Origin of the sequence: Streptomyces sp. WAC04114, from assembly GCF_019733245.1 — a bacterium.
Classification (GTDB): domain Bacteria; phylum Actinomycetota; class Actinomycetes; order Streptomycetales; family Streptomycetaceae; genus Streptomyces; species Streptomyces massasporeus_A.
Genome location: NZ_JAIGQA010000145.1, coordinates 1 through 21,751, shown reverse-complemented (window position 1 = coordinate 21,751; position 21,751 = coordinate 1). Strand labels below are relative to the sequence as shown.

22 protein-coding genes are annotated in these 21,751 nt (G+C 70.6%); 9 read left to right on the top strand and 13 right to left on the bottom strand.

The genetic code is table 11. The features are described 5' to 3' along the window. Positions 1 to 29 precede the first annotated feature (29 nt). Positions 30 to 803: a SigE family RNA polymerase sigma factor gene (locus K4G64_RS29270; RefSeq protein ID WP_221758976.1), complete on the bottom strand. Its 774-nt coding sequence runs from the start codon at positions 801 to 803 to the stop codon at positions 30 to 32. 238 nt (positions 804 to 1,041) lie between these two features. On the opposite strand from K4G64_RS29270, the gene afsQ1 reads away from it, so the two are divergent. The 5 genes from afsQ1 (at position 1,042) to K4G64_RS29245 (ending at position 4,879) form a co-directional block, all read left to right on the top strand. Next, entirely contained in the window at positions 1,042 to 1,719 is a 678-nt protein-coding gene (gene afsQ1 / locus K4G64_RS29265) for a two-component system response regulator AfsQ1 (protein WP_053675520.1), read from the top strand. Next, positions 1,716 to 3,323: a HAMP domain-containing sensor histidine kinase gene (locus K4G64_RS29260; protein ID WP_221758975.1), complete on the top strand. Its 1,608-nt coding sequence runs from the start codon at positions 1,716 to 1,718 to the stop codon at positions 3,321 to 3,323. The genes afsQ1 and K4G64_RS29260 overlap by 4 nt, the downstream gene beginning before the upstream one ends. After that, on the top strand, positions 3,320 to 3,934 hold the full coding sequence (locus tag K4G64_RS29255; protein ID WP_221758974.1) for a hypothetical protein: 615 nt from the start codon (positions 3,320 to 3,322) through the stop codon (positions 3,932 to 3,934). The genes K4G64_RS29260 and K4G64_RS29255 overlap by 4 nt, the downstream gene beginning before the upstream one ends. 85 nt (positions 3,935 to 4,019) lie before the next feature. Then, on the top strand, positions 4,020 to 4,604 hold the full coding sequence (locus K4G64_RS29250; RefSeq protein WP_308122521.1) for a VanZ family protein: 585 nt from the start codon (positions 4,020 to 4,022) through the stop codon (positions 4,602 to 4,604). Between the two features lie 62 nt (positions 4,605 to 4,666). Then, positions 4,667 to 4,879, top strand: a complete 213-nt coding sequence (locus K4G64_RS29245; protein WP_031106355.1) for a PspC domain-containing protein — start codon at positions 4,667 to 4,669, stop codon at positions 4,877 to 4,879. Between the two features lie 78 nt (positions 4,880 to 4,957). Here K4G64_RS29245 and K4G64_RS29240 read toward each other — a convergent pair whose 3' ends face one another. Together K4G64_RS29240 and K4G64_RS29235 are read right to left on the bottom strand one after the other, a co-directional pair. Continuing rightward, complete coding sequence (locus K4G64_RS29240; RefSeq protein ID WP_221758972.1) at positions 4,958 to 5,305, bottom strand: ATP-binding protein; 348 nt, start codon at positions 5,303 to 5,305, stop codon at positions 4,958 to 4,960. Between the two features lie 138 nt (positions 5,306 to 5,443). Next, positions 5,444 to 6,601, bottom strand: a complete 1,158-nt coding sequence (locus K4G64_RS29235; protein WP_221758971.1) for an adenosine deaminase — start codon at positions 6,599 to 6,601, stop codon at positions 5,444 to 5,446. 123 nt (positions 6,602 to 6,724) lie between these two features. Here K4G64_RS29235 and K4G64_RS29230 point away from each other — a divergent pair, with 123 nt between their 5' ends. Then, positions 6,725 to 7,483 (top strand): alpha/beta hydrolase, encoded by a 759-nt coding sequence (locus tag K4G64_RS29230; protein ID WP_221758970.1) that lies wholly within the window; start codon positions 6,725 to 6,727, stop codon positions 7,481 to 7,483. Positions 7,484 to 7,581: 98 nt separating this feature from the next. Here the strand turns inward: K4G64_RS29230 and K4G64_RS29225 are convergent, their stop codons facing one another. Continuing rightward, positions 7,582 to 8,544 (bottom strand): LysR family transcriptional regulator, encoded by a 963-nt coding sequence (locus K4G64_RS29225; protein WP_221758969.1) that lies wholly within the window; start codon positions 8,542 to 8,544, stop codon positions 7,582 to 7,584. A gap of 63 nt (positions 8,545 to 8,607) precedes the next feature. Between K4G64_RS29225 and K4G64_RS29220 the strand changes: the two genes are divergently transcribed. Next, entirely contained in the window at positions 8,608 to 9,882 is a 1,275-nt protein-coding gene (locus K4G64_RS29220; protein WP_221758968.1) for an MFS transporter, read from the top strand. Between the two features lie 174 nt (positions 9,883 to 10,056). Continuing rightward, entirely contained in the window at positions 10,057 to 11,073 is a 1,017-nt protein-coding gene (locus K4G64_RS29215; protein ID WP_221758967.1) for a sigma-70 family RNA polymerase sigma factor, read from the top strand. On the opposite strand, the gene K4G64_RS29210 is transcribed toward K4G64_RS29215, so the two are convergent. Continuing rightward, positions 10,957 to 11,343 (bottom strand): STAS domain-containing protein, encoded by a 387-nt coding sequence (locus K4G64_RS29210; RefSeq protein WP_221758966.1) that lies wholly within the window; start codon positions 11,341 to 11,343, stop codon positions 10,957 to 10,959. The two genes, K4G64_RS29215 and K4G64_RS29210, sit on opposite strands and share 117 nt — an antisense overlap. Positions 11,344 to 11,497: 154 nt before the next feature. Between K4G64_RS29210 and K4G64_RS29205 the strand changes: the two genes are divergently transcribed. Beyond that, entirely contained in the window at positions 11,498 to 12,418 is a 921-nt protein-coding gene (locus K4G64_RS29205; RefSeq protein WP_221758965.1) for an AEC family transporter, read from the top strand. Positions 12,419 to 12,421: 3 nt separating this feature from the next. On the opposite strand, the gene K4G64_RS29200 is transcribed toward K4G64_RS29205, so the two are convergent. The 8 genes from K4G64_RS29200 to K4G64_RS29165 form a co-directional block, all read right to left on the bottom strand. Then, positions 12,422 to 13,006: a Uma2 family endonuclease gene (locus K4G64_RS29200; RefSeq protein ID WP_221758964.1), complete on the bottom strand. Its 585-nt coding sequence runs from the start codon at positions 13,004 to 13,006 to the stop codon at positions 12,422 to 12,424. 95 nt (positions 13,007 to 13,101) lie between these two features. Next, positions 13,102 to 14,385, bottom strand: coding sequence for a thymidine phosphorylase (locus K4G64_RS29195; protein WP_221758963.1), 1,284 nt, complete (start codon positions 14,383 to 14,385; stop codon positions 13,102 to 13,104). An 85-nt stretch (positions 14,386 to 14,470) separates the two neighbouring features. Further along, entirely contained in the window at positions 14,471 to 14,875 is a 405-nt protein-coding gene (locus K4G64_RS29190; RefSeq protein ID WP_221758962.1) for a cytidine deaminase, read from the bottom strand. Beyond that, entirely contained in the window at positions 14,872 to 16,137 is a 1,266-nt protein-coding gene (locus K4G64_RS29185; protein ID WP_221758961.1) for an ABC transporter permease, read from the bottom strand. The genes K4G64_RS29190 and K4G64_RS29185 overlap by 4 nt, the downstream gene beginning before the upstream one ends. Then, positions 16,134 to 17,252 (bottom strand): ABC transporter permease, encoded by a 1,119-nt coding sequence (locus tag K4G64_RS29180; RefSeq protein WP_221758960.1) that lies wholly within the window; start codon positions 17,250 to 17,252, stop codon positions 16,134 to 16,136. The genes K4G64_RS29185 and K4G64_RS29180 overlap by 4 nt, the downstream gene beginning before the upstream one ends. Further along, the gene (locus K4G64_RS29175) at positions 17,252 to 18,823 is read right to left on the bottom strand and encodes an ABC transporter ATP-binding protein (RefSeq protein WP_221758959.1); all 1,572 of its coding nucleotides are present in this window, start codon (positions 18,821 to 18,823) and stop codon (positions 17,252 to 17,254) included. The genes K4G64_RS29180 and K4G64_RS29175 overlap by 1 nt, the downstream gene beginning before the upstream one ends. Before the next feature lie 209 nt (positions 18,824 to 19,032). Then, positions 19,033 to 20,079 (bottom strand): BMP family protein, encoded by a 1,047-nt coding sequence (locus K4G64_RS29170; RefSeq protein WP_221758958.1) that lies wholly within the window; start codon positions 20,077 to 20,079, stop codon positions 19,033 to 19,035. A gap of 346 nt (positions 20,080 to 20,425) precedes the next feature. Further along, the gene (locus tag K4G64_RS29165; protein ID WP_221758957.1) at positions 20,426 to 21,469 is read right to left on the bottom strand and encodes a BMP family protein; all 1,044 of its coding nucleotides are present in this window, start codon (positions 21,467 to 21,469) and stop codon (positions 20,426 to 20,428) included. Positions 21,470 to 21,751: the final 282 nt, after the last annotated feature.

The window sequence follows — 21,751 nt, the reverse complement described above, 5'->3', positions numbered from 1 at the left end:
CCCTTGTGGTGCTCCCCCCCCCCGAACCTTCAGGCGACAAGCTCGCCGAAGGCGTCCTCCTCGTCACGGCCGAAGCTGAGGACCTCGTCCTCGCGCAGCCGGCGGAGCGACCGCCAGATGCTGGACTTCACCGTGCCGACACTGATGTCGAGGATCTCCGCGATCTCCGGGTCCGTGCGGCCCTCGTAGTAGCGCAGGACCAGCATGGTGCGCTGGAGTTCGGGCAGCCGGGCCAGCGCCTGCCACAGGACCGCGCGCAGCTCGGTGCCGCGCATCGCGTCCGTGTCGCCGGGCGTCTCCGGCAGTTCCTCGGTCGGGTACTCGTTGAGCTTGCGGCGCCGCCAGGCGCTGATGTGCAGGTTGGTCATGGTGCGGCGGAGGTATCCGCCGACCGCCGCCTTGTCACTGATCCGGTCCCACGCCCGGTAGGTCGAGAACAGCGCGCTCTGCAGCAGGTCCTCGGCCTCGAAGCGGTCACCGGTGAGGTGGTAGGCGGTCGCGTACAGGGAGGCGCGGCGCTCCTGGACGTAGGCGGTGAACTCCGCCTCCGTCAGCGAACGGCGCTCCCCCGAGCCCTCCCCGTACGCTGCTCCCCCGTCGGTGCCCGTGGCGGCTGCCGCCGCGGACCCCTTGTTGATCTCCCCCGTGGGTGCGTCAACCACCGTCATGAACGCGGTGTGCTGACGCCCGGTGCCGCGAGCGCACCCCCGCCCGCTCACGGCACCGGACTTCTCGGAAACCCTGTGCACGTCGTGCAGACGCGTGACAACTGCGCTGGTGCTGATGCCGTGCAGCGTGTTCATCTCGCGCCCCCCGTCGTGGACTTCCGTTGTGCGGCCCGCCGGTTGGGGCGGGCTTCCTTGCCTGTGCCGAAAAGCTTGCCGCGGCACTTTCATGGCCGTGTCCGCCGACTGTCACAGGCCTGTCACAGGGGTCGGCCACAGATCCACCACGGCTCCTGCACACGCGTCGGCGCTGCCGGCCGCATCGAGTGGGCCCCACCGGTCGAACCCCGACCCCTCCATGGGCCAGAATGAGCGCGTGCCTTCCCTGTTGCTGATCGAGGACGACGACGCCATCCGGACGGCCCTGGAGCTCTCACTGACGCGCCAGGGTCACCGCGTGGCGACCGCTGCCAGCGGTGAGGACGGTCTGAAGCTCCTTCGCGAGCAGCGGCCGGATCTGATCGTGCTGGACGTGATGCTGCCCGGCATCGACGGGTTCGAGGTGTGCCGGCGCATCCGGCGCACGGACCAGTTGCCGATCATCCTGCTGACCGCGCGCAGCGATGACATCGACGTGGTGGTCGGGCTGGAGTCCGGCGCCGACGACTACGTCGTCAAACCGGTCCAGGGGCGGGTGCTCGACGCCCGGATCCGGGCCGTGCTGCGGCGCGGCGAGCGGGAGTCGAACGACGCGGCGAGCTTCGGCAGCCTCGTCATCGACCGCTCGGCGATGACCGTCACGAAGAACGGCGAGGATCTCCAGCTCACGCCGACAGAGCTGCGGTTGCTGCTGGAGCTGAGCCGGCGGCCGGGTCAGGCGCTGTCCCGGCAGCAGTTGCTGCGGCTGGTGTGGGAGCACGACTATCTGGGCGACTCGCGGCTCGTGGACGCGTGTGTCCAGCGGCTGCGCGCCAAGGTCGAGGACGTGCCGTCGTCCCCGACGCTGATCCGTACCGTGCGGGGTGTCGGCTACCGGCTGGACGCGCCTCAGTGACCCAGGCGCACCAAGGGGGGGCCCACGGCTGGACCGGGGCGCGCAAGGGAGCTCTGTCGCGGCTGCGCTTCACCAGCCTGCGGCTGCGACTGGTGGTCGTCTTCGGCCTGGTGGCTCTGACCGCCGCCGTGTCCGCGTCGGGGATCGCGTACTGGCTCAACCGCGAGGCGGTGCTCACCCGCACCCAGGACGCCGTGCTGCGCGACTTCGAGCAGGAGATGCAGAACCGGGCGGGCGCGCTGCCGGAGCGTCCGACGCAGGACGAACTGCAGCACACCGCGGGCCAGATGGCGGGCAGCGACCAGCGTTTCAGTGTGCTGCTGGTCGGCCGCGACGCCGAGGGCCGGACCGTCTACGGCAGCTCCGGCGGGCTGAACGGCTTCTCGCTGCAGGACGTGCCGAAGTCGCTGCGCACGGCGGTGAACCGGACGCAGGAGGTCGACGGGGCCAACAAGCACCCGTACCACCTGTACTGGCAGCGGATAGTCGACCACGACACCCCGTACCTGGTCGCCGGTACGCGGGTGATCGGCGGCGGCCCGACCGGTTACATGCTCAAGTCGCTGGAGCCGGAGGCCAAGGACCTCAACTCGCTGGCGTGGTCGCTGGGCATCGCCACGGGGCTCGCGCTGATCGGCTCGGCGCTGCTCGCGCAGGCCGCGGCGACGACCGTGCTGAAGCCGGTGCAGCGGCTCGGGGCGGCCGCGCGGCGGCTCGGCGAGGGCAAGCTGGACACCCGGCTGCGGGTGTCCGGGACCGATGAACTCGCCGATCTGTCGCGGACGTTCAACAACGCGGCCGAGGCGCTGGAGAAGCGGGTCGCCGACATGGCCGCCCGTGACGAGGCGTCCCGGCGGTTCGTGGCGGACATGAGCCACGAGCTGCGGACGCCGCTCACCGCGATCACCGCCGTGACGGAGGTGCTCGAGGAGGAGCTGGAGGCGGAGACCGGCAGCATGGACCCAATGATCGAGCCCGCCGTGCGGCTGGTGGTCAGCGAGACGCGGCGGCTGAACGACCTGGTGGAGAACCTGATGGAGGTCACGCGTTTCGACGCGGGGACCGCCCGGCTCGTCCTGGACGACGTCGACCTCGCCGACCAGATCACCGCCTGCATCGACGCCCGTGCCTGGCTGGACGCGGTGGAGCTGGACGCCGAGCGCGGTCTGCACGCCCGGCTGGACCCGCGGCGCCTGGACGTCATCCTGGCCAACCTCATCGGCAACGCGCTCAAGCACGGCGGCTCCCCGGTGCGGGTGTCCGTGCGGGAGGCGGACGACTCGATCGTCATCGAGGTGCAGGACCACGGCCCCGGCATCCCGGAGGACGTCCTGCCGCACGTCTTCGACCGCTTCTACAAGGCCAGCGCCTCCCGGCCGCGTTCCGAGGGCAGCGGCCTGGGACTGTCCATCGCGCTGGAGAACGCCCACATCCACGGCGGCGAGATCACCGCGGCCAACTCGCCCGATTCGGGTGCGGTGTTCACGCTGCGGCTGCCGCGTGGCACGTCCCCCGCGGAGGAGCAGCCCGCCGAGGACGGGCTGACGCCCGGGAGCGACACCGACCGGCCGCAGGGCGAGGACACGAAGGGGGACGCACGATGACCGCACGTCGCGCGGCCGTGCCCCGTCTGCTGGCCGTTCCGGCGCTCGCCGTGCTGCTGGCCGGCTGCGGGATCCGGGCCACGGAGGTGCCGACGAACTTCGGGCCGGCGCCCTCGCGGGTGCAGTGTTCGCTCGCCGAGCAGGACGTCTCCACGCAGGCCGCCCGCGGGCTGCCGGTGCAGGTGTTCCTGTTGTGCGGGTCGTCGCTGGTGACCGTCGACCGGACCGTGCGGGTCCCGGACGGCGCGGCCGACTCCGAGCGGCGCATCCTGGTCGCGCAGGGGCTGCTGGACCAGCTCGCCGCACCGACGTCGGCCGCCGAGAAGGAGGCCGGCTACAGCACGGACGTGCGCGGCATCACCGTCGGCGGGCCGCGCCCCGGCGACCCGGACGACACGCTGCGGCTGAGCACGGCACCGGCCGGCCTCACCTCGTACGCCCTGGCTCAGGTCGTCTGCACCTTCTCCGACTCGGCGGCGGCCGAGGGGGACGGCTCGGTGGTCCTGGGCGGGCCGGGCCCCGAGGGTCCGCGCCGCTACGAGTGCACCGACGAGGTGCGGGCCCGGCCGGGCAGCACGGAACCGCCGTCGAAGGACGCGGCCGGGGAGTGATCCGCCCCGCCTGTGGCGTATGCCTCACAGGGCAACCGGGGCCCATCCCGGAACCGATCCTGCCGGAGGCGGCGTCTTGGGGGTCGTGCAGCGTCAAGGCTCCATCGGCGGCAGCGCCGCGTTCCGCATCCGTGTGACAGGAGGCCTCCTCCTCGTCGCCCACCTCGCGTTCGTCGCCTGGTTCACGCTGCGGCCCCTGGACGTGCCCTGGGTGATGCCCGCCAATCTGCGGCCGTTCGCCGGTATCCGGGCCGATGTCGCCCTGGGCTGGCCGGAGGCGGCCCGGCGGATCGGTGAGGGGCTGGCCCTGCTCGCCCCGCTGGGTGTGCTGCTGCCGTTGGTCGGCGGCAGGCTGGTCGTCTCACCACTGGTGTCCCTGCTGCGCACCGTCGCGGCCGGCGCCCTGCTCTCCTGGTGCATCGAGCTGCTGCAGACGGGCGTGCCCGGTCAGGTCGTCGACGTCGACTCGCTGTTCCTGAACACCCTGGGCGTGGCCCTCGCGCATCTCGCGCTGGTTCCGGCGGGCCGTTCCTGGCTGCGCCGTCGCACCACCGCCCGCCCGCTACGCACGCTCCTGGCCCCTCAGGAGCCGGCTCAGGGTCGGACCCCGACGATTCCCAGGGTCGGGATCGCCCCGTGGAGCGACGCTTTGCCCCCTTCGTCTCCGTAGCGTGGAGTGCAGATGGGGTACTCGGAGGAGAGGCCTCACACACCCTCACGAAGGAGTCGCACATGTCCCGCCTCGCCCGCCCCACCCACGGCCGCATGATCGGCGGAGTGTGCGCCGCGCTGGCACGGCGCTTCGGCACCTCCGCGACGACGATGCGGGTGATCTTCCTGATCTCGTGCCTGCTGCCCGGCCCGCAGTTCCTGCTGTACATCGCGCTGTGGATCGTCCTCCCGTCGGAGGACAAGGTCCACGGCAAGACGCAGACGGCCTGGTGACGTTCGCTGCGGAAACGCCGATGGGGCGCACCCCGTGCGGGTGCGCCCCATCGGCATGGGTCCGTCTCGGCGGGAGGGTCAGCCGACCGGCACGCCGTTCACCGGCAGGCCGTGCGTGGGCAGGCCCTGCACCGGGAGGCCGCCCAGGAGCTTGGCGGCCGGGCCCGTCGGGCCGTTGGCGAGGACCTGCTCGGCGACCGGCTGGGCGGCGGCCAGACCGGCACCGGCCGCCGTCTGCCCCCGGCCCAGCGCCTCACCGGAGCCCGGCAGCGTCTGGGAGAGCTGCTCGGCCGTGGGCGCCGCGGTGACGGTCTCCAGCGTCTGGGCGGTGTCCGGGAGGGCGGCGTTGGCGACGCCCGCACCAGAGGCGGCGAAAGCGGCACCGAGAGCGGCGACACCGAGGGACTTGGCAGCAGACTGCTTCATGAAATGCGTCCTCGTAACGGGGTGACGGGGTGGGTGAGCGGTCCAGCGACCGTAAACACCCCGTGCCACTCGCCGCAAACATCGAAATGCGGACGGATTGTGACCACCGTCTGTATCCGCTGTGCGCCGAATACCGACTCAGCCCTCCGAATCGCCAGAACCGCTGGTGGAGGCGGTCTGACGGAACAGCCATTCGGATTTCAGCTCGGCATATCCGGGCTTGATGACGTCATTGATCATGGCCAGTCGTTCATCGAAAGGAATGAACGCTGATTTCATCGCATTGACAGAGAACCACTGCATGTCGTCGAGCGTGTATCCGAATGCCTCGACGAGGTGCTCGAATTCCCGGCTCATGCTGGTGTGCGACATGAGACGATTGTCCGTATTGACGGTGGCCCGGAAATGCAGCCGGCGCAGCAGCCCGATGGGGTGCTCGGCGTACGAGGCGGCCGCTCCGGTCTGCAGGTTCGAGCTCGGGCACAGCTCCAGCGGGATGCGCTTGTCCCGGACGTAGGAGGCGAGCCGCCCGAGTTCGACCCGGCCGTCCTCGTGGACCTGGATGTCGTCGATGATCCGCACCCCGTGCCCGAGCCGGTCGGCGCCGCACCACTGGAGGGCCTGCCAGATGGAGGGCAGACCGAAGGCCTCACCGGCGTGGATGGTGAAGTGGTTGTTCTCGCGCTTGAGGTACTCGAAGGCGTCGAGGTGCCGGGTGGGCGGGTAGCCGGCCTCGGCGCCCGCGATGTCGAAGCCGACGACGCCGAGATCCCGGTAACGGTTGGCGAGTTCGGCGATCTCCAGGGCGCGGGCCGCGTGCCGCATGGCCGTGAGGAGCGCGCCGACACGGATGCGCTGCCCGTTCTCCCGCGCGCGCCGTTCCCCTTCCCGGAAGCCCTCGTTGACGGCCTCGACGACCTCTTCGAGGCTCAGGCCGCCCTCCAGGTGCTGCTCGGGGGCGTAGCGCACCTCGGCGTAGACGACGCCGTCCGCGGCCAGGTCCTCGGCGCACTCGGCGGCGACCCGGACCAGCGCGTCACGGGTCTGCATGACGCCGACGGTGTGGGAGAACGTCTCCAAGTACCGTTCCAGGGAACCGGAGTCGGCGGCCTCGCGGAACCAGACGCCGAGCTTTTCGGGGTCGGCGTCGGGGAGGTGGGTGTAGCCGTTCTCGCGGGCGAGTTCGACGATCGTGCCGGGGCGCAGACCGCCGTCGAGGTGGTCATGCAGCAGAACCTTGGGCGCCCGGCGGATCTGGTCCGGTGTCGGGGTGTTCGCGATGGTCTGGCTCGTCATTTCCGCACTCTAACTCCTACGCGCGTAGATGGCGCGTTCCCGGATGCTCTGCGTTTTCGTCGATACGTAACGGTGATCCCGAGGACGGGTCGGGTACACCCGCGCTTCTGACACTGTTCTGTCATGGCACACCAAGCGACGCCGGTTCGCAGGGCCCGGCTGGGCAGGGCACTCGGTCCGGAGCCGACGGCGGTGAGCGGCGCGGTGCTGCTGCTCCCCGGCGGCGACGAGGTATCGGGCCGCAGACCGTCGCCCCTGCTGGCGACCGCCGCCATGCGCGGCGTCGGACGCCGACTGGCCCGAGCAGGCCGGGACGAGGGCCTCGCCGCGCACGTCGTGCACTACCGCTACCGCGGGTGGAACGGCAGCGAGGCCAATCTCGCGCAGGACGCGACCTGGGCGGCCGACGAGATCGTACGGCGCTACGGGGACGTCCCGGTCTGCCTCGTCGGGGTCGGGATGGGCGGCCGGGCGGGCTTGCGGGCGGGTGGCCACGAGGCCGTCAACTCCGTGCTGGCACTCGCCCCTTGGCTGCCGGAGGAGGACGTCGCGGCGCCACCCGAACCGGTGAAGCAGCTGGTCGGGCGCCAAGTGCTGATCGTGCACGGCACGAACGACGGGCGGACGGATCCGGAGCTGTCGTTCCGGCTGGCGGCGCGGGCGAAGAAGGCGAACCGGGACGTGTGCCGGTTCGAAGTGCACGCGGACGGCCACGGGTTGCATCAGTACCGGGATGAAGTCCTGGCGTTGGCGGAGGACTTCGTGATGGGGGCGTTGTTCGGGCGGGCGGTGTCGCGGCCCGTGCGGGATGCGTTTGCGGCGCCGCCGCCGTTGGGGTTGCGGATGCCGCTCGCCGCGGGGTTCAGTCCTTCGAGGCGGTAGCGCCATGTGAGGTGCCCGTGGATTTCGGGGTGCGGGTCGTGTGTGGCTGATCGCGCCCACGCGGCGGAGCCGCAGATCGATACAGCCCCGCGCCCCTTTCAGGTGGGCAAGAGGCTGCCCCTTCTTGAGAGCAGGAACCTCTTGAAGGCTGCTACAGGGGGTGTGTCAGGGTGGCCCTCCAGCCAGGCCACGCCGATCTCGCGGACGGCCCTCGGTGCCGTGACCGTCAGTTCCACAACGCCCGGGCGGGGGACCGCCGGTGGGGGCAGGAGAGCGACTCCGAGGCCCGCCGCCACCAGCCCCCTCAGTGTTTCCGCCTCCTCTCCCTCGAAGGCGATGCGGGGCTTGAAGCCGGCCTCCTTGCACAGGTCGTCGGTGATGCGGCGCAGGCCGTAGCCGGGCTCCAGGGTGACGAAGGTTTCGTCCGCGGCCTCGGCGAGGCGGATGCGGCGGCGGCCGGCCAGGGAGTGGTCGGCGGGGACGACCAGGCGCAGCTTCTGCTCGTCCAGTCGGCGGGCCACGAGGTCGGGGGCGTCCGGCACGGGCGATGTCAGGCACAGGTCGAGTTCGCCCGCGCGAAGGCCTTCCAGCATGGCCTCGCCGTAGTTCTGGACGAGGCTGAAGCGGACCCGCGGATGGTCGGCGCGGAAGGCGTGCAGCAGGCCGGGGACGGTCTCGGCGCCCATGGTGTGCAGGAAGCCGAAGGCGACCTTGCCGGTGGTCGGGTCGGCGTCGGCGCGCACCTCCTCGGCGGCGCGCTCGACCTCGGCCAGGGCGCGTTCGACGGAGGCGAGGAAGGTGCGGCCGGCCGGGGTGAGGGAGACCGTGCGGCCGTGCCGGGCGAACAGGTCGACGCCCAGGTCCTGCTCCAGGCGGGCCATGGAGCGGGACAGGGTCGACTGGGGGACGTTCATCTCCTGGGCGGCCCGGGTGACGTGCTCGGTGCGGGCGACACCCGCGAAGTAGGCGAGGCGCGGCGCCAGCACCTTCGACATCTCCGCCATGTCTTCTGTGTCACTGCTTGGTGACAGGCGGCCCTGTGAGCTCGTTTGATGCACCATGGGAACGATTATGACCGATCCATGCATTGGACGGATGAGTGCGGCTGTCCGTACGTTCGAGGCATGTCTCCCGCCAGTACCGGGGCGTCCACCGTCGTGGGCGCCGATGTCCCTGTCCCCGCTGCCGACTCCCGTGTCTCCCCGGGTGGACCCGGCTATCGCCGGATGAGCTTCGCCCTCTTCCTCGCGGGTGTCGCGACCTTCGCGCTGCTGTACTCCACCCAGGCCCTGCTCCCGCTGATCTCCGGCGAGTTCGGGGTGGCGGCGAGCGACGCGAGCTGGACGGTGGCCGCCGCGACGGGCGGGCTGGCGCTGTTCGTGCTGCCGATGAGCGCCCTGTCGGAGCGCTTCGGACGCCGGGCGGTCATGACCGCGTCGCTGGCCGTGGCCGTCACGCTCGGTCTGCTGGTGCCCCTCGCCCCCTCCCTCGGTGTGCTGATCGCGCTGCGGGCGCTGCAGGGCGCCGCCCTGGCCGGGCTGCCCGCGTCGGCGACCGCGTACCTCGCGGAGGAGGTCAGCCCCAAGGCCCTGGTCACCGCGATCGGCCTGTTCGTCGCGGGCAACAGCGTGGGCGGGATGAGCGGCCGGGTCGTCACCGGCTGGGTCGCCCAGGAGTGGGGCTGGCGCGTGGCCGTCGGTGTCATCGGGATCATCGCGGTGGCGTGTGCGGTGGCCTTCCGGCTGCTGCTCCCCGCCCCGAAGCACTTCAGGGCCGGTTCGCTGCGGCCGCGGGTGCTGGCCCGTACGGTCCGCGACCACCTGGCCAACCCGCTGCTGTGCCGGCTGTACGCGATCGGCGCGCTGTTCATGACGGTGTTCGGCGGCGTGTACACCGTCATCGGCTACCGCCTGACCGAGGCCCCGTTCTCGCTGCCGCAGGGCATCATTGGCTCGATCTTCCTGGTGTACCTGGTCGGTACGGTGTCGGCGTCCACGGCGGGCCGGCTGGTCGGCCGGCTGGGCCGCCGGGGCGCGCTGTACGCGGGCGGCGGTACGACGGCGGCGGGTCTGCTGCTGTCCCTGGCGGGCTCCCTCCCGCTGGTCCTGCTGGGCCTGGTGCTTATCACGGCGGGCTTCTTCGCGGGCCACGCGGTCGCCTCCTCGGCGGTCAGCAAGACGGCCACGCACGGCAGGGCCCAGGCATCGGCGCTGTACCAGTCGGCGTACTACATCGGCTCCAGCGCGGGCAGCACGATCGGCGCGATCGCGTTCCACTCGGGTGGCTGGGCCGGGACGGTCGGGGTCGGACTCCTCGCGGTCCTGGGGGTCGTGACGATCACCGTCTTCGGGACTCGGGCGGCCCGGCTGCAGCGCCGGCAACTGGCCACGGCTGCCTGAGCCTCGACGCCACTCCCCCTGCCCGGGCCCGGGCAGGGGGAGTTCGGTTCTGGATCACCCCCTTCGACCTGCGCTTTTGTGCGCTCGGGGGGCCGTTGTCAGTGGGCTGCGGTAGCTTCCGAAGTGCTGGAGCGCAATGGCGCGTGAACAGAACTTCCACAGGGGTGGGTGGAGATGGCGAACGGCACGGCGACACCGACGGACCTGGACACCAGGCTGGAGGCACACCGAACCGAGCTGACGGGGTACTGCTACCGGATGCTCGGCTCCTCCTTCGAGGCGGAGGACGCGGTGCAGGACACGATGGTCCGCGCCTGGCGCAGCTACGACAAGTTCGAGGGCCGCTCCAGCCTGCGCTCCTGGCTCTACCGGATCGCGACCAATGTGTGCCTGGACATGCTGACCGCGGGCAACAAGCGCGCCCGGCCCATGGACCTGACCGAGTCCACCCCGCTCGCCCAGGCCGCCCTCTCCCCCCGCCCGGACAACACCTGGCTGGAGCCCATGCCGGACGCCCGTGTGCTGCCCACGACCCACGACCCGGCGGAGGCGGCGGTCGCCAAGGAGTCCGTGCGGCTGGCCTTCATGGCCGCCCTCCAGCGGCTCCCGGCCAAGCAGCGGGCGGTGCTGATCCTGCGCGAGGTCCTGGCCTGGAAGGCCGGCGAGGTCGCCGAGCTGCTGGACACCTCGGTGGCGTCGGTGAACAGCGCCCTCCAGCGGGCCCGCGCCACCCTGGCCGAGCGGCAGGAGCCGGGCGCCGAGGCAGCCGTCTCCGACCCGCTGGACGAGGACCAGCGGAAGCTGCTGGACCGCTATGTGGCGGCCTTCGAGGGCTACGACATGACTGCGCTGACGGCCCTGCTGCACGAGGACGCGGTCATGACGATGCCGCCGTTCGACCTCTGGCTGACCGGCACGCGGGACATCACCGGCTTCATGACCACCCTCGGCGCTCCCTGCGCGGGCTCGAGGCTGGTGCCCGTCCAGGTCAACGGCCTGCCGGGGTTCGCCCAGTACAAGCCGGACCCGGACAAGGGCGGCTTCACGCCGTGGGCGGTCCAGGTGCTGGAGATCTCAGAGGGCCGCATCACCGGGTTCCACTGCTTCCTCGACACGCAGCGGTGGTTCCCGCTCTTCGACCTCCCCCTCCACCTCGAAGCGGAGACCGACCAGGTCCAGCAGGACGCGTAGGGCCGGGTCGGGGTCGCGCAGCCGTATCCGTCCCCCGGCCCGGCGGGCGGCCAGCTGGAGCCTCGCCAGGAGTTCGACGGCGGCGAGGCCCGGCGGCCCCAGACCCGCGACGTCGCACACCACGACCCGGGCACCGCTGCCGTGCAGCAGTGCCCTCACCTCGTCGCTGAGCCCTCTCACCTCGTCCCGGGTGACGGGTCCGGGCAGTACGAGCACGGGCGGTGTCATGGCGTCCACGATCGGTAGACCGGGCGGGCGGCCGTAACTCATCGCGGGTCGGTCCCGACGCGCGCCGTGCGGACCGGACGGCGCCGCGAGGATCACATTGACCTGGGCAGTGCCTCCCCCGGAGGGTTGGCTGTATGTCCCAACCATCTCCCCCTGCCGCGCTGCCCGATGCCCGCTTCGCCGGTGAGGAGGCGCCGTGCAGGGGGTGCTGAGCGGGTTCGCGGTCATCGCCGTCGTCATCGGCGTCGGCTATCTGATCGGCCGCCGGGGGTATCTGGGCGAGGGCGGCCGCGAGGTCCTGACCAAGCTCGCCTTCCATGTGGCGTCCCCGGCGCTGCTCTTCACGACCCTCGCGCAGGCCGACCTGTCGGTGATCTTCTCCGACCGGCTGCTGGTCACGGCGATGAGCACGGCAGCGGCGGCGGGTGTCTTCGTGGCGGTGGGCGCGGCGCGGGGGTGGGGTGTGGGCCGGACGACGATCGGCGCGCTGTGCTCCAGCTACGTCAACTCGGGGAACCTGGGCATTCCGATCGCCGTGTACGTGCTGGGTGACGCGTCCCTGGTCGCGCCGGTGCTGCTGTTCCAGCTGGTCGGTGTCACACCGGTGGCGCTGACGGTCCTGGACCTGGCGAGCGGCGGGGAGAAGCGGCCCCTGTGGCAGCGGCTGCTGACGCCGTTGCGCAATCCGATAGCCCTGGGCTCGCTGGCCGGGGTGGCGGTCTCGGCGTCGGGCCTCACGGTGCCGGGCCCTCTGCTCGACCCCCTGACCCTGATCGGCAACATGTCGGTCCCGGCGGTCCTGCTGGCCTTCGGCATCTCCCTGCGCGGCAGCACGCTCCCGCTGCGCGGTGCGGAACGGGCCCCGGTGCTCCTCGCGGTGGCCCTGAAGTCCGTGTTCCAGCCGCTGGTCGCCTGGGCCCTGGCGGCGGGCGTCTTCGGTCTGCACGGCGCCCTGCTGCTGGACGTGGTGGTGACGTCCGCGCTGCCGGCGGCGCAGAACCTCTTCACGTACGCGAGCAGCTACCGGGTGGGCGAGGTGCTGGCGAGGGAGGCGATCCTGCTGTCGACGGTGCTGGCGGTGCCGGTGCTGGTGGTCGTGGCGGCGGTGCTGGGGTGACGGTCAGTCGGCCGGAAACTCACTGGTGTCGATCGTCACGTCGAACGGGTCCGGCAGCTTGATGGGATCACCGAACTTCACGGCGCTCAGGACGCGGTAGACATCGCCCTTCGGCTCCCCGTACAGCGTCGTCGTCGGGCCCCCGGGAGCCCAGCGGTCGACGAGGAGGTAGAGCGGAATCCCGGCGGTGGCGTAGGCGGCGGGCTTGCTGACGCGGTCGTGGCGGGCGTTGGACTTGGAGGTCACCTCGACCACGAGTTCGGCCAGGGCCGCCGGGATGTGCGACTCCGCCTCCGTGCATTCACGCACTGGCGCTACCAGGAGGTCCGGGATGAGCATGCCCAGTCGGGACGGCACGGCGATCGCCTGGGTCTGGAAGATCCCCAAGTCCTCGGGAACCACGGAGTACAGGCGACGCTGAATACGTTCCGCGATCACGTTGTGGCGGGACGCGGGAGCAGGTGACACGGTGATGATCCCCTCGATGATCTCCACCTTGCTGCCCTCGGGCCATTCCATCTCCTCCCAGAACCGGACGAGGTCGTCCCAGTTCTGGTCGGGGTCCTGGCTCACGGTGAGTGCGCTCATGGCGGTCTCCAATCGGTGCGTCACCGATCCCAGCATGCCGAACGGGACCGGCGGGGGTCCACCGGTCCCGTTCACCCGAAAAGGAAACCGCCTGGTCAGGCGATACGTTCCAGCACCACCGGCGACGCCGTGAAAGCCGTCCCGGGCGCTGCGACGTCATAGGAGCCCTCGATCGACTGGAGGGCGTACTCGAAGCGCTCGGGCGTGTCGGTGTGGAGGGTCAGGAGGGGCTGGCCCTCGGTCACCGTGTCGCCCGGCTTGGCGTGCATCTCGACGCCGGCGCCCGCCTGCACCGGGTCCTCCTTGCGGGCACGGCCCGCGCCGAGACGCCAGGCCGCCACGCCGATGTCGTAGGCGTCGAGACGGGTCAGCACGCCCGAGGCGGGGGCCTTGATCACGTGCTGCTCGCGGGCCACCGGAAGCGTCGCGTCCGGGTCGCCGCCCTGGGCCGCGATCATGCGCCGCCAGACGTCCATCGCCGAGCCGTCGGCCAGGGCCTTCGCCGGGTCGGCGTCCTTGATGCCCGCCGCCTCCAGCATTTCTCGGGCCAGGGCCACCGTCAGCTCGACCACGTCCGCGGGGCCGCCGCCGGCCAGGACCTCGACCGACTCGCGGACCTCCAGGGCGTTGCCGGCCGTCAGACCCAGCGGGGTGGACATGTCCGTCAGCAGCGCGACCGTCTTCACGCCGTGGTCCGTGCCGAGGCCGACCATCGTGGAGGCCAGTTCACGGGCGTCCTCGATGGTCTTCATGAAGGCGCCGGTGCCGACCTTCACGTCCAGGACCAGGGAGCCCGTGCCCTCCGCGATCTTCTTGGACATGATCGAGGAGGCGATCAGCGGGATCGCCTCGACCGTGCCGGTGACGTCCCGCAGGGCGTAGAGCTTCTTGTCGGCGGGGGCCAGGCCGTCGCCGGCCGCGCAGATCACCGCGCCGGTGGTGTCGAGGACGTTCAGCATCTCCTCGTTGGACAGCAGCGCACGCCAGCCGGGGATGGACTCCAGCTTGTCCAGGGTGCCGCCGGTGTGGCCGAGGCCGCGGCCGGACAGCTGCGGGACGGCCGCGCCGCAGGCGGCGACCAGGGGGGCCAGCGGCAGTGTGATCTTGTCGCCGACGCCGCCCGTGGAGTGCTTGTCGGCGGTCGGGCGGGACAGGGACGAGAAGTCCATGCGCTCGCCGGAGGCGATCATCGCGGCCGTCCAGCGGGCGATCTCGCGGCGGTTCATGCCGTTCAGCAGGATCGCCATGGCGAGGGCGGACATCTGCTCGTCGGCGACCTCCCCGCGGGTGTACGCGTCGATGACCCAGTCGATCTGCGCGTCGCTGAGCTCACCGCGGTCCCGCTTGGTGCGGATGACGGAGATGACGTCCATGGCCATGGCTTGGCTTCCTTCCGAGGGTTCCAGAAGCCGTACGGCCCCCCTGAGCCGGTCGCGTGAGCAACTCAGAGGGGCCGCACGGTGGTTACTTGCTGAGGTGTTCCGGGCCGAAGGCCTGGGGCAGCATCGCCGAGAGCGGCAGGACCCCCGCGGGGGTCTCCAGCAGGAGCTCCGGGCCGCCGAACTCGTGGAGCAGCTGGCGGCAGCGGCCGCACGGGACGAGCGTGTCGCCGTTGCGGTCGACGCAGGTGAAGTGCGTCAGCCGGCCGCCGCCGGTGTTGTGCAGCTCGGACACCAGGCCGCACTCGGCGCACAGTCCGAGGCCGTACGAGGCGTTCTCGACGTTGCAGCCGGAGACGATCCGGCCGTCGTCGACGAGGGCGGCCACGCCGACCGGGTAACCGGAGTAGGGGGCGTACGCCCGGGACATGGCGTCCCGGGCCACCGCGCGCAGCTGCTCCCAGTCGACGGCCGGGCCGGTGCCGGTCACTTGCCCTGCCCCTTCCGGTACGGCAGCCCGTCCGCCTTGGGCATCCGCAGCCGCTGGGCCGACATGGCGAGGACCACCAGGGTGATGACGTACGGCGTGGCGGAGACGACCTGGTTCGGGACCTCGTCGGTGCTGGCGTACCAGGCGAACACCAGGGCGGCGACGACCGCGGTGATCATCGACGGGGCGTAGTTCTTGCGGACGACCAGCCAGATGGCGGCGATGATCAGCAGCAGCGCGCCGAGCAGCAGCAGGGCGTGGACGTTGGCGGAGCCGCCGCGCAGGTTGAGGCTGTCGGTGTAGCCGAACAGGCCCGCGCCGAGGGCGAGGCCGCCCGGCATCCAGTTGCCGAAGATCATCGCCGCGAGGCCGATGAAGCCGCGGCCGCTGACCTGGCCCTCCAGGTAGAAGGGGTTGGCGACGATGGACAGGAAGACACCGCCGAGGCCGGCCAGTCCGCCGGAGATGACGACGGCGATGTACTTGTACTTGTAGACGTTGACGCCGAGGGACTCGGCGGCGACCGGGTTCTCGCCGCAGGAGCGCAGTCGCAGGCCGAACGCGGTGCGCCACAGGATCCACCAGGTTCCGGGGACCAACGCGATGGCGATCAGGGTCAGCCAGGACACGTTGGTGACGAGGCCGCCGAGCAGGCCCGCGATGTCGGAGACGAAGAACCAGCCCTGGTTGTTCAGGTCGCGCAGGGCGTCGGACAGTCCGGGCACGGTGAAGTGGCCGAGGGACTCGACCGCCGGGGACTGCTTGGCGGAGCCGCCGGTGTGGCCCTCGAAGGCGAGGGGCGCGAGGTAGCGGGTGGCGCCGAGGGCGAGGATGTTGATCGCCACACCGGAGACGATGTGGTTGACGTTGAAGGTGACGGTGACGAAGGCGTGCAGCAGACCGCCGATCGCACCGCCGAGGATGCCGACCAGGACACCGGTCCACGGGCCCCACTGGAAACCGGCCCAGGCGCCGAACCAGGTGCCGAGGATCATCATGCCCTCGAGGCCGATGTTGACCACGCCCGCGCGCTCGGCCCACAGGCCGCCCAGACCGGCGAGGCCGATCGGCACGGCGAGCTGGAGCGCGGTGGACATCTGGCTGACGTTGGTGATGCCGTCGGCGCCGGTGATGAGGCGCACGATCGAGGTGAGTGCCAGGCCTCCGGCGATGATGAGCAGCAGGACGGGCCACGACAGGCGGCGGCCGGTCGGCGCCGCGGGCTGCAGCGTGGGCTGGTTGACGTCGGTCGCGGTGGTCATCGGCCAGCCACCTCCTTCGTGTTCTGAGCGCCGAGGACGTGTCCGGCGGCGAGTTCGGCGCCGACGCGACGCTGCTGGCGGCGCAGACCCCATTCGCGGACGGCCTCGTAGGAGACGACGACCGAGAGGACGATCAGGCCCTGCATGATGACCGCGATCTCCTTGTCGTAGCCGTGGAAGTCCAGCTCGGGCGAGGCCTTGTCGAGCCAGGCCCACAGCAGGGCGGCGAAGGCGATGCCGACGGGGCTGTTGCGGCCCAGCAGGGCGATGCCGATGCCGAGGAAACCGATGCCGGTGGGGAAGTTCAGGCTGTAGGTGTGGGTGTCGCCGAGCAGGATCGGCAGGCCGGCGAGGCCCGCGATGCCGCCGGAGATCAGCATGGCGCTGAGCACCATCCGCTTGGGGTCCACACCGCTGGCCGCGGCGGCGGTCTGTGAAGCGCCGGAGGCGCGCAGGTCGAAGCCGAAGCGGGTGCGGTTGAGGACGATCCAGTAGCCGATGCCGAGCAGGGCGGCGAGCAGCACCAGGCCGTAGATCTCACCGGCGTCGCCCATGGGGATGCCGGGGATCCAGCCGGACTCGTACATCTCGCCGGTGGTGTTGTTGTTGCCGACCTTCACACCGAAGACGTCCGGCAGCCACAGGTAGGCGATCACGGAGGTCGCGATCGCGTTGAGCATGATCGTGGCGACGACCTCGCTGACGCCGCGGGTGACCTTGAGGACACCGGCGATGCCGGCCCAGAAGGCGCCGGTGAGGACGGCGGTCAGGAGCAGCAGCGGGACCTGCAGGGCGGCCGGCATGTTCACGTGGGCGCCGACGACGGCGGCCATCATGGCGCCGAGCTGGTACTGGCCGTCGACACCGATGTTGAACAGGTTCATCCGGAAGCCGATGGCCACCGCGAGGGCCGCGATGTAATACATCGAGGCCTGGTTGATGATCAGGACCTGGATGTCGGAGAAGCCGAGCTGCTCGAACATCAAGGCGTACGGCTCGACCGGGTTCTGGCCCGACGCGAGCAGCACGATCGAGGTCAGGGCGAAGGCCACGGCCAGCGCGATGACCGGTCCGGCCACCGCGAGGAGCACGCGCTCCTTGTCGAACTTCTTCATCAGCGGGCCTCGTCTTCCGGAGACTCGGGGGCGTCGGCCTTCGAGATCTCGGGGGTGTCGTCGTGCGCGAGGTGCCCGGTGGCGGCTCCGGTCATGGCCGAGCCGAGCTCCTCGGGGGTGATGGTGGCCGGGTCGGCGTCCGCGACCAGCTTGCCGTTGTAGATCACGCGCAGCGTGTCGGACAGGCCGATCAGCTCGTCCAGGTCGGCGGAGATCAGCAGCACGGCGAGGCCTTCGCGGCGGGCTTCGCGGATGTGGTCCCAGATGGCCGCCTGGGCGCCGACGTCCACGCCCCGGGTCGGGTGCGCGGCGATGAGGAAGCGGGGCTTGTGGCTCATCTCGCGGCCGACGATCAGCTTCTGCTGGTTGCCGCCGGACAGGGACGCGGCGGTGACGTCGATGCCGGGGGTGCGGACGTCGTAGTCCGTGACGATCCGGCGGGTGTCCTCCTGGGCCGCCTTCGGGTCCAGCCAGACGCCCTTGGCGAGGGGCTTCTCGGTGACGTGGCCGAGGATGCGGTTCTCCCAGAGGGGTGCCTCCAGGAGGAGGCCGTGGCGGTGCCGGTCCTCGGGGATGTAGCCGATGCCCTGCTCGCGGCGCCGGCGGGTGGGCCAGGCGGTGATCTCCTCGTCGGCGAGCCGGATGGTGCCGCTGTCGGCGGCCCGCAGGCCGATGAGTGCGTCGACCAGTTCGGTCTGGCCGTTGCCCTCGACGCCGGCGATGCCGAGAACCTCGCCCGCGTGGATGGTGAAGCTGATGTCGTCGAGGAGGGCCTTGCCGCCGGGGGCCGCGAGGCGCACCTGGTCGACGGTGATGACCGGGCGGTCGGTGACCGTGGACTCGGCCGTCTCGGGCGTGGGCAGCTCGCTGCCGACCATCATCTCGGCGAGCTGACGGGGCGTCGTCTCGGCCGGGACGGCCGTGCCGACGGTGGTGCCGCGGCGGATGACGGTGATCTCGTCGGCGACGGAGAGGACCTCGCCGAGCTTGTGCGAGATGAAGATGACCGACAGGCCCTCGGCGCGCAGTTCGCGCAGGTTGGCGAAGAGCGCGTCCACTTCCTGCGGCACGAGCACGGCGGTCGGCTCGTCGAGGATGAGGGTGGTGGCGCCGCGGTAGAGGACCTTGAGGATCTCCACGCGCTGGCGGGCGGCGACGCCGAGCTCCTCGACCAGGAGGTCGGGCCTGACGTCGAGGCCGTAGCGCTCGGAGAGCTCCTTGATCTTGCGGCGGGCCTTGGCGCCGATGCCGTAGAGCTTCTCGCTGCCGAGGACCACGTTCTCCAGGACCGTGAGGTTGTCGGCGAGCATGAAGTGCTGGTGGACCATGCCGATGCCGCGGACGATGGCGTCGGCCGGCGACGAGAAGGTGACCTGCTCGCCGCCCACGGCGATGGTGCCCTCGTCCGGCTTCTGCATGCCGTAGAGGATCTTCATCAGCGTGGACTTGCCGGCGCCGTTCTCACCGACCAGGGCGTGCACGGTGCCCTTGCGGACGCTGAGGTGGATGTCGTGGTTGGCCACGACTCCGGGGAAACGCTTGGTGATCCCGGCGAGTTCGACGGCGGTCACCGATTCGTTGACCGCCGCTCCGGCCGGAGGGCTGCTGGACGCGTTGATGGCGCACTCTCCTGGGGACGGGGGCCGTCTACGCGCGTAGCGCCCCTACGGCATACAAAGGGGCCGACGCCCCGCGGCAACGGGGTACGGGGAGCAGCTCCCCGTACCCCGTCGAGCGGACGTAACCCCGGGGTTACCGCCTGCTTCGAGGCAGTCGCTCGTCAGCTGCTCTTGACCTTGATCTCGCCGCTGATGATCTTCTCCTTGGCCGTCTTGATGGCTGCCTGGAGCTCGGCGTCGTCCGCGAACTTCGGGTTGGAGTTCGACAGGCTCACCTCGCCGGTCTTCAGATCGCCACGAACGATACCGGTCTCGGGCTTGCCGTCCTCGACCGACTTCGCCAGGTTGTACACCGCCTTGGCGACGTCCTTCATCGCCGAGGTCAGGATGGAGTCCTTGTACTTGGCAAGGGCTTCCTGCTGGTACTGGTCGGAGTCGACACCGATGGCCCACACCTTGTTGGCGGCGGCGGCCTCGATGACACCCTGACCGGACAGGCCGGCGGCCGCGTAGACCACGTCGGCCTTCTTCTCGATCTGACCCTCGGCAGCCGTCTTGCCCTTGTCGGGGCTGGCGAAACCGCCCTCCTCGGCCGTCTGGGTGAGGTACTGCGAGAGCACCTTGACCTTGGGGTCGGTGTCCTTGACACCCTGCGCGAAGCCCGCCTGGAACTTGTGGATCAGCGGGATGTCCACGCCGCCGACGAAGCCGACGACCTTCGACTTGGAGGTCTTGGCGGCGGCGACCCCGGCCAGGTAGGAGGCCTGCTCCTCGTTGAAGACCAGGTCGGCCACGTTCTTGGTGTTGATCGTGGCGTCGTCGACGATGCCGAAGGTGGTGTCCGGGAACTTCTCCGCGGCACCCTTGACGGCCGCGGCGTACGCGTAGCCGACACCGATGACCGGGTTGTGACCCTGCTTGGCCAGGGAGACCAGGCGCTGCTCCTTGTCGGCGTCCGTCTCGCCCTCGGTGGGCTCCACGTCGGCCGTCTTGTAACCGAACTCCTTCTTCGCCTGCTCCAGGCCCGCGTACGCGGCGTCGTTGAAGGACTGGTCGCCCTTGCCGCCGACGTCGTAAGCGATGGCGAGACCCTTGTCGCCCTTCGAGTCGGACGACCCGGAGGTCGAGGTGCCGCCGCAGGCGGAGAGCGCGAGGGCCAGGGAGGCGGTCGCTGCGCCTGCGACCGTGATCCGGGAAATCCGGCGCATGTGTGGGTGCTCCTGTCGTACAACCGAGGTCGCACAGCGCCGGGACGGTTCAGCTTCAGCGCTGGCTTCGCCGCAGATTAACGCGCGTAGACCTGCCTGAAAACCCCTTCTGTCCACCTTGTTATGCGCCCGTGGCCAAGCCATCACCGGGCCTTGGTCGGGGGGTTGCCGACCGCGAACGGAGGGTGGCGCAGGGTGATCCGTTCCGGACGGGGCCCAGGTGTTCCGTCCCGACCGGGGGTTGGGTGATCCGTTCCGGACGGGGTTGAGTGATCCGTTCCGGACAACGCGAAGCGGGCGGGCCCCAGGGGGTGCCCGCCCGCTTCGGCTGGTCAGACCGGTCGAATCACTCGGTGTTGACCTTGATCTTGCCGTCGATGATCTCCTGCTTGGCCTTGTCCACGGCGTCCTGGAGACCCGCGACCTTCGCGTACTCCGGGTTGGACTCCGACAGGCCCACGCCGTTGACCTTCAGGTCGAACGTCTGGGTGCCGGTCAGCGGCTTGTCGTCGTGGACCGACTTGGACAGCGCGTAGACCGCACCGCCGACGTCCTTGAGCGCGGAGGTCAGGATGTAGTTCTTGTACGGGGCCAGGGCGGCCTGCTTGTACTGGTCGGAGTCGACGCCGATGGCCCAGACCTTCGCCTTGGCCGCGGCCTCGATGACGCCCTGGCCGGACAGACCGGCGGCCGCGTAGAGCACGTCGGCCTTCTTCTCGATCTGGCCCTCGGCGGCGGCCTTGCCCTTGTCGGGGCTGGAGAAGCCGCCCTCCTCGGCCGTCTGCGTCAGGTACTGCGACAGGACCTTCACCTTGGAGTTGGTGTCCTGCACGCCCTGCTTGTAGCCGGCCTCGAACTTGTGGATCAGCGGGACGTCGACACCGCCGACGAAGCCGACGACGTCGGTCTTCGTGGCCTTGGCGGCGGCGACACCGGCGAGGTACGAGGCCTGCTCCTCGGCGAAGACGAGGGAGGCGACGTTCTTGCCCTCGACGACCGAGTCCACGATGCCGAAGGTGGTCTTCGGGTACTTGGCGGCGACGGCCTTCATCGCCGGGCCGTAGGCGAACCCGACGCCGATGACCGGGTTGTAGCCCTGCTTGGCCAGCGACGCCAGGCGCTGCTCCTTGTCGGCGTCCGTCTCGCCCTCGGTGGGCTCGATGTCGGCCGTCTTGTAGCCGAACTCGTCCTTGGCCTTCGTCATGCCGGCGTAGGCGGCGTCGTTGAAGGACTGGTCGCCCTTGCCACCGATGTCGTAGGCGATGGCGACGCCCTTGTCGTTGCTGTCGCTGTCGCCGCTGTCACTGCTGGTGCCGCCGCAGGCCGTGGCGACGAGCCCGAGCGACGCGACCCCCACCGCGACACGGGTCAGTTTGGAAATCCGACGCATCTGAAGTTCCCCATTCTCCAAAGCCCCGCGATGGGTGCTCGGTTCGGCGCACATTAACGCGCGTAGACACTCCTGGGAACGGTTCGCCGCGGGGCCGTTATCCATTCGTGCCGATGGCCGGTTACGCCCTTGTGAACCACGGGATCGAACGGGGTCGAAAGGTGTAGTCGGGGACACGGCGTGTGCCTACCTCGTGACGCGCACCAGGCTGCCGTGGGGGTGCGCTGTGCGCAACCGGAGGCTCCGCCGGGGGGTGGGTGTTGGTTCGGGTGGGTTATGTGG

Excerpts from the sequence above, each read along its gene's own strand:
- K4G64_RS29270 (WP_221758976.1), bottom strand. The coding sequence starts at position 803 with ATGAACACGCTGCACGGCATCAGCACCAGCGCAGTTGTCACGCGTCTG.
- K4G64_RS29255 (WP_221758974.1), top strand. The coding sequence starts at position 3,320 with ATGACCGCACGTCGCGCGGCCGTGCCCCGTCTGCTGGCCGTTCCGGCG.
- K4G64_RS29245 (WP_031106355.1), top strand. The coding sequence starts at position 4,667 with ATGTCCCGCCTCGCCCGCCCCACCCACGGCCGCATGATCGGCGGAGTG.
- K4G64_RS29240 (WP_221758972.1), bottom strand. The coding sequence starts at position 5,305 with ATGAAGCAGTCTGCTGCCAAGTCCCTCGGTGTCGCCGCTCTCGGTGCC.
- K4G64_RS29235 (WP_221758971.1), bottom strand. The coding sequence starts at position 6,601 with ATGACGAGCCAGACCATCGCGAACACCCCGACACCGGACCAGATCCGC.
- K4G64_RS29230 (WP_221758970.1), top strand. The coding sequence starts at position 6,725 with ATGGCACACCAAGCGACGCCGGTTCGCAGGGCCCGGCTGGGCAGGGCA.
- K4G64_RS29225 (WP_221758969.1), bottom strand. The coding sequence starts at position 8,544 with ATGGTGCATCAAACGAGCTCACAGGGCCGCCTGTCACCAAGCAGTGAC.
- K4G64_RS29220 (WP_221758968.1), top strand. The coding sequence starts at position 8,608 with ATGTCTCCCGCCAGTACCGGGGCGTCCACCGTCGTGGGCGCCGATGTC.
- K4G64_RS29215 (WP_221758967.1), top strand. The coding sequence starts at position 10,057 with ATGGCGAACGGCACGGCGACACCGACGGACCTGGACACCAGGCTGGAG.
- K4G64_RS29210 (WP_221758966.1), bottom strand. The coding sequence starts at position 11,343 with ATGAGTTACGGCCGCCCGCCCGGTCTACCGATCGTGGACGCCATGACA.
- K4G64_RS29200 (WP_221758964.1), bottom strand. The coding sequence starts at position 13,006 with ATGAGCGCACTCACCGTGAGCCAGGACCCCGACCAGAACTGGGACGAC.
- K4G64_RS29195 (WP_221758963.1), bottom strand. The coding sequence starts at position 14,385 with ATGGCCATGGACGTCATCTCCGTCATCCGCACCAAGCGGGACCGCGGT.
- K4G64_RS29185 (WP_221758961.1), bottom strand. The coding sequence starts at position 16,137 with ATGACCACCGCGACCGACGTCAACCAGCCCACGCTGCAGCCCGCGGCG.
- K4G64_RS29180 (WP_221758960.1), bottom strand. The coding sequence starts at position 17,252 with ATGAAGAAGTTCGACAAGGAGCGCGTGCTCCTCGCGGTGGCCGGACCG.
- K4G64_RS29170 (WP_221758958.1), bottom strand. The coding sequence starts at position 20,079 with ATGCGCCGGATTTCCCGGATCACGGTCGCAGGCGCAGCGACCGCCTCC.
- K4G64_RS29165 (WP_221758957.1), bottom strand. The coding sequence starts at position 21,469 with ATGCGTCGGATTTCCAAACTGACCCGTGTCGCGGTGGGGGTCGCGTCG.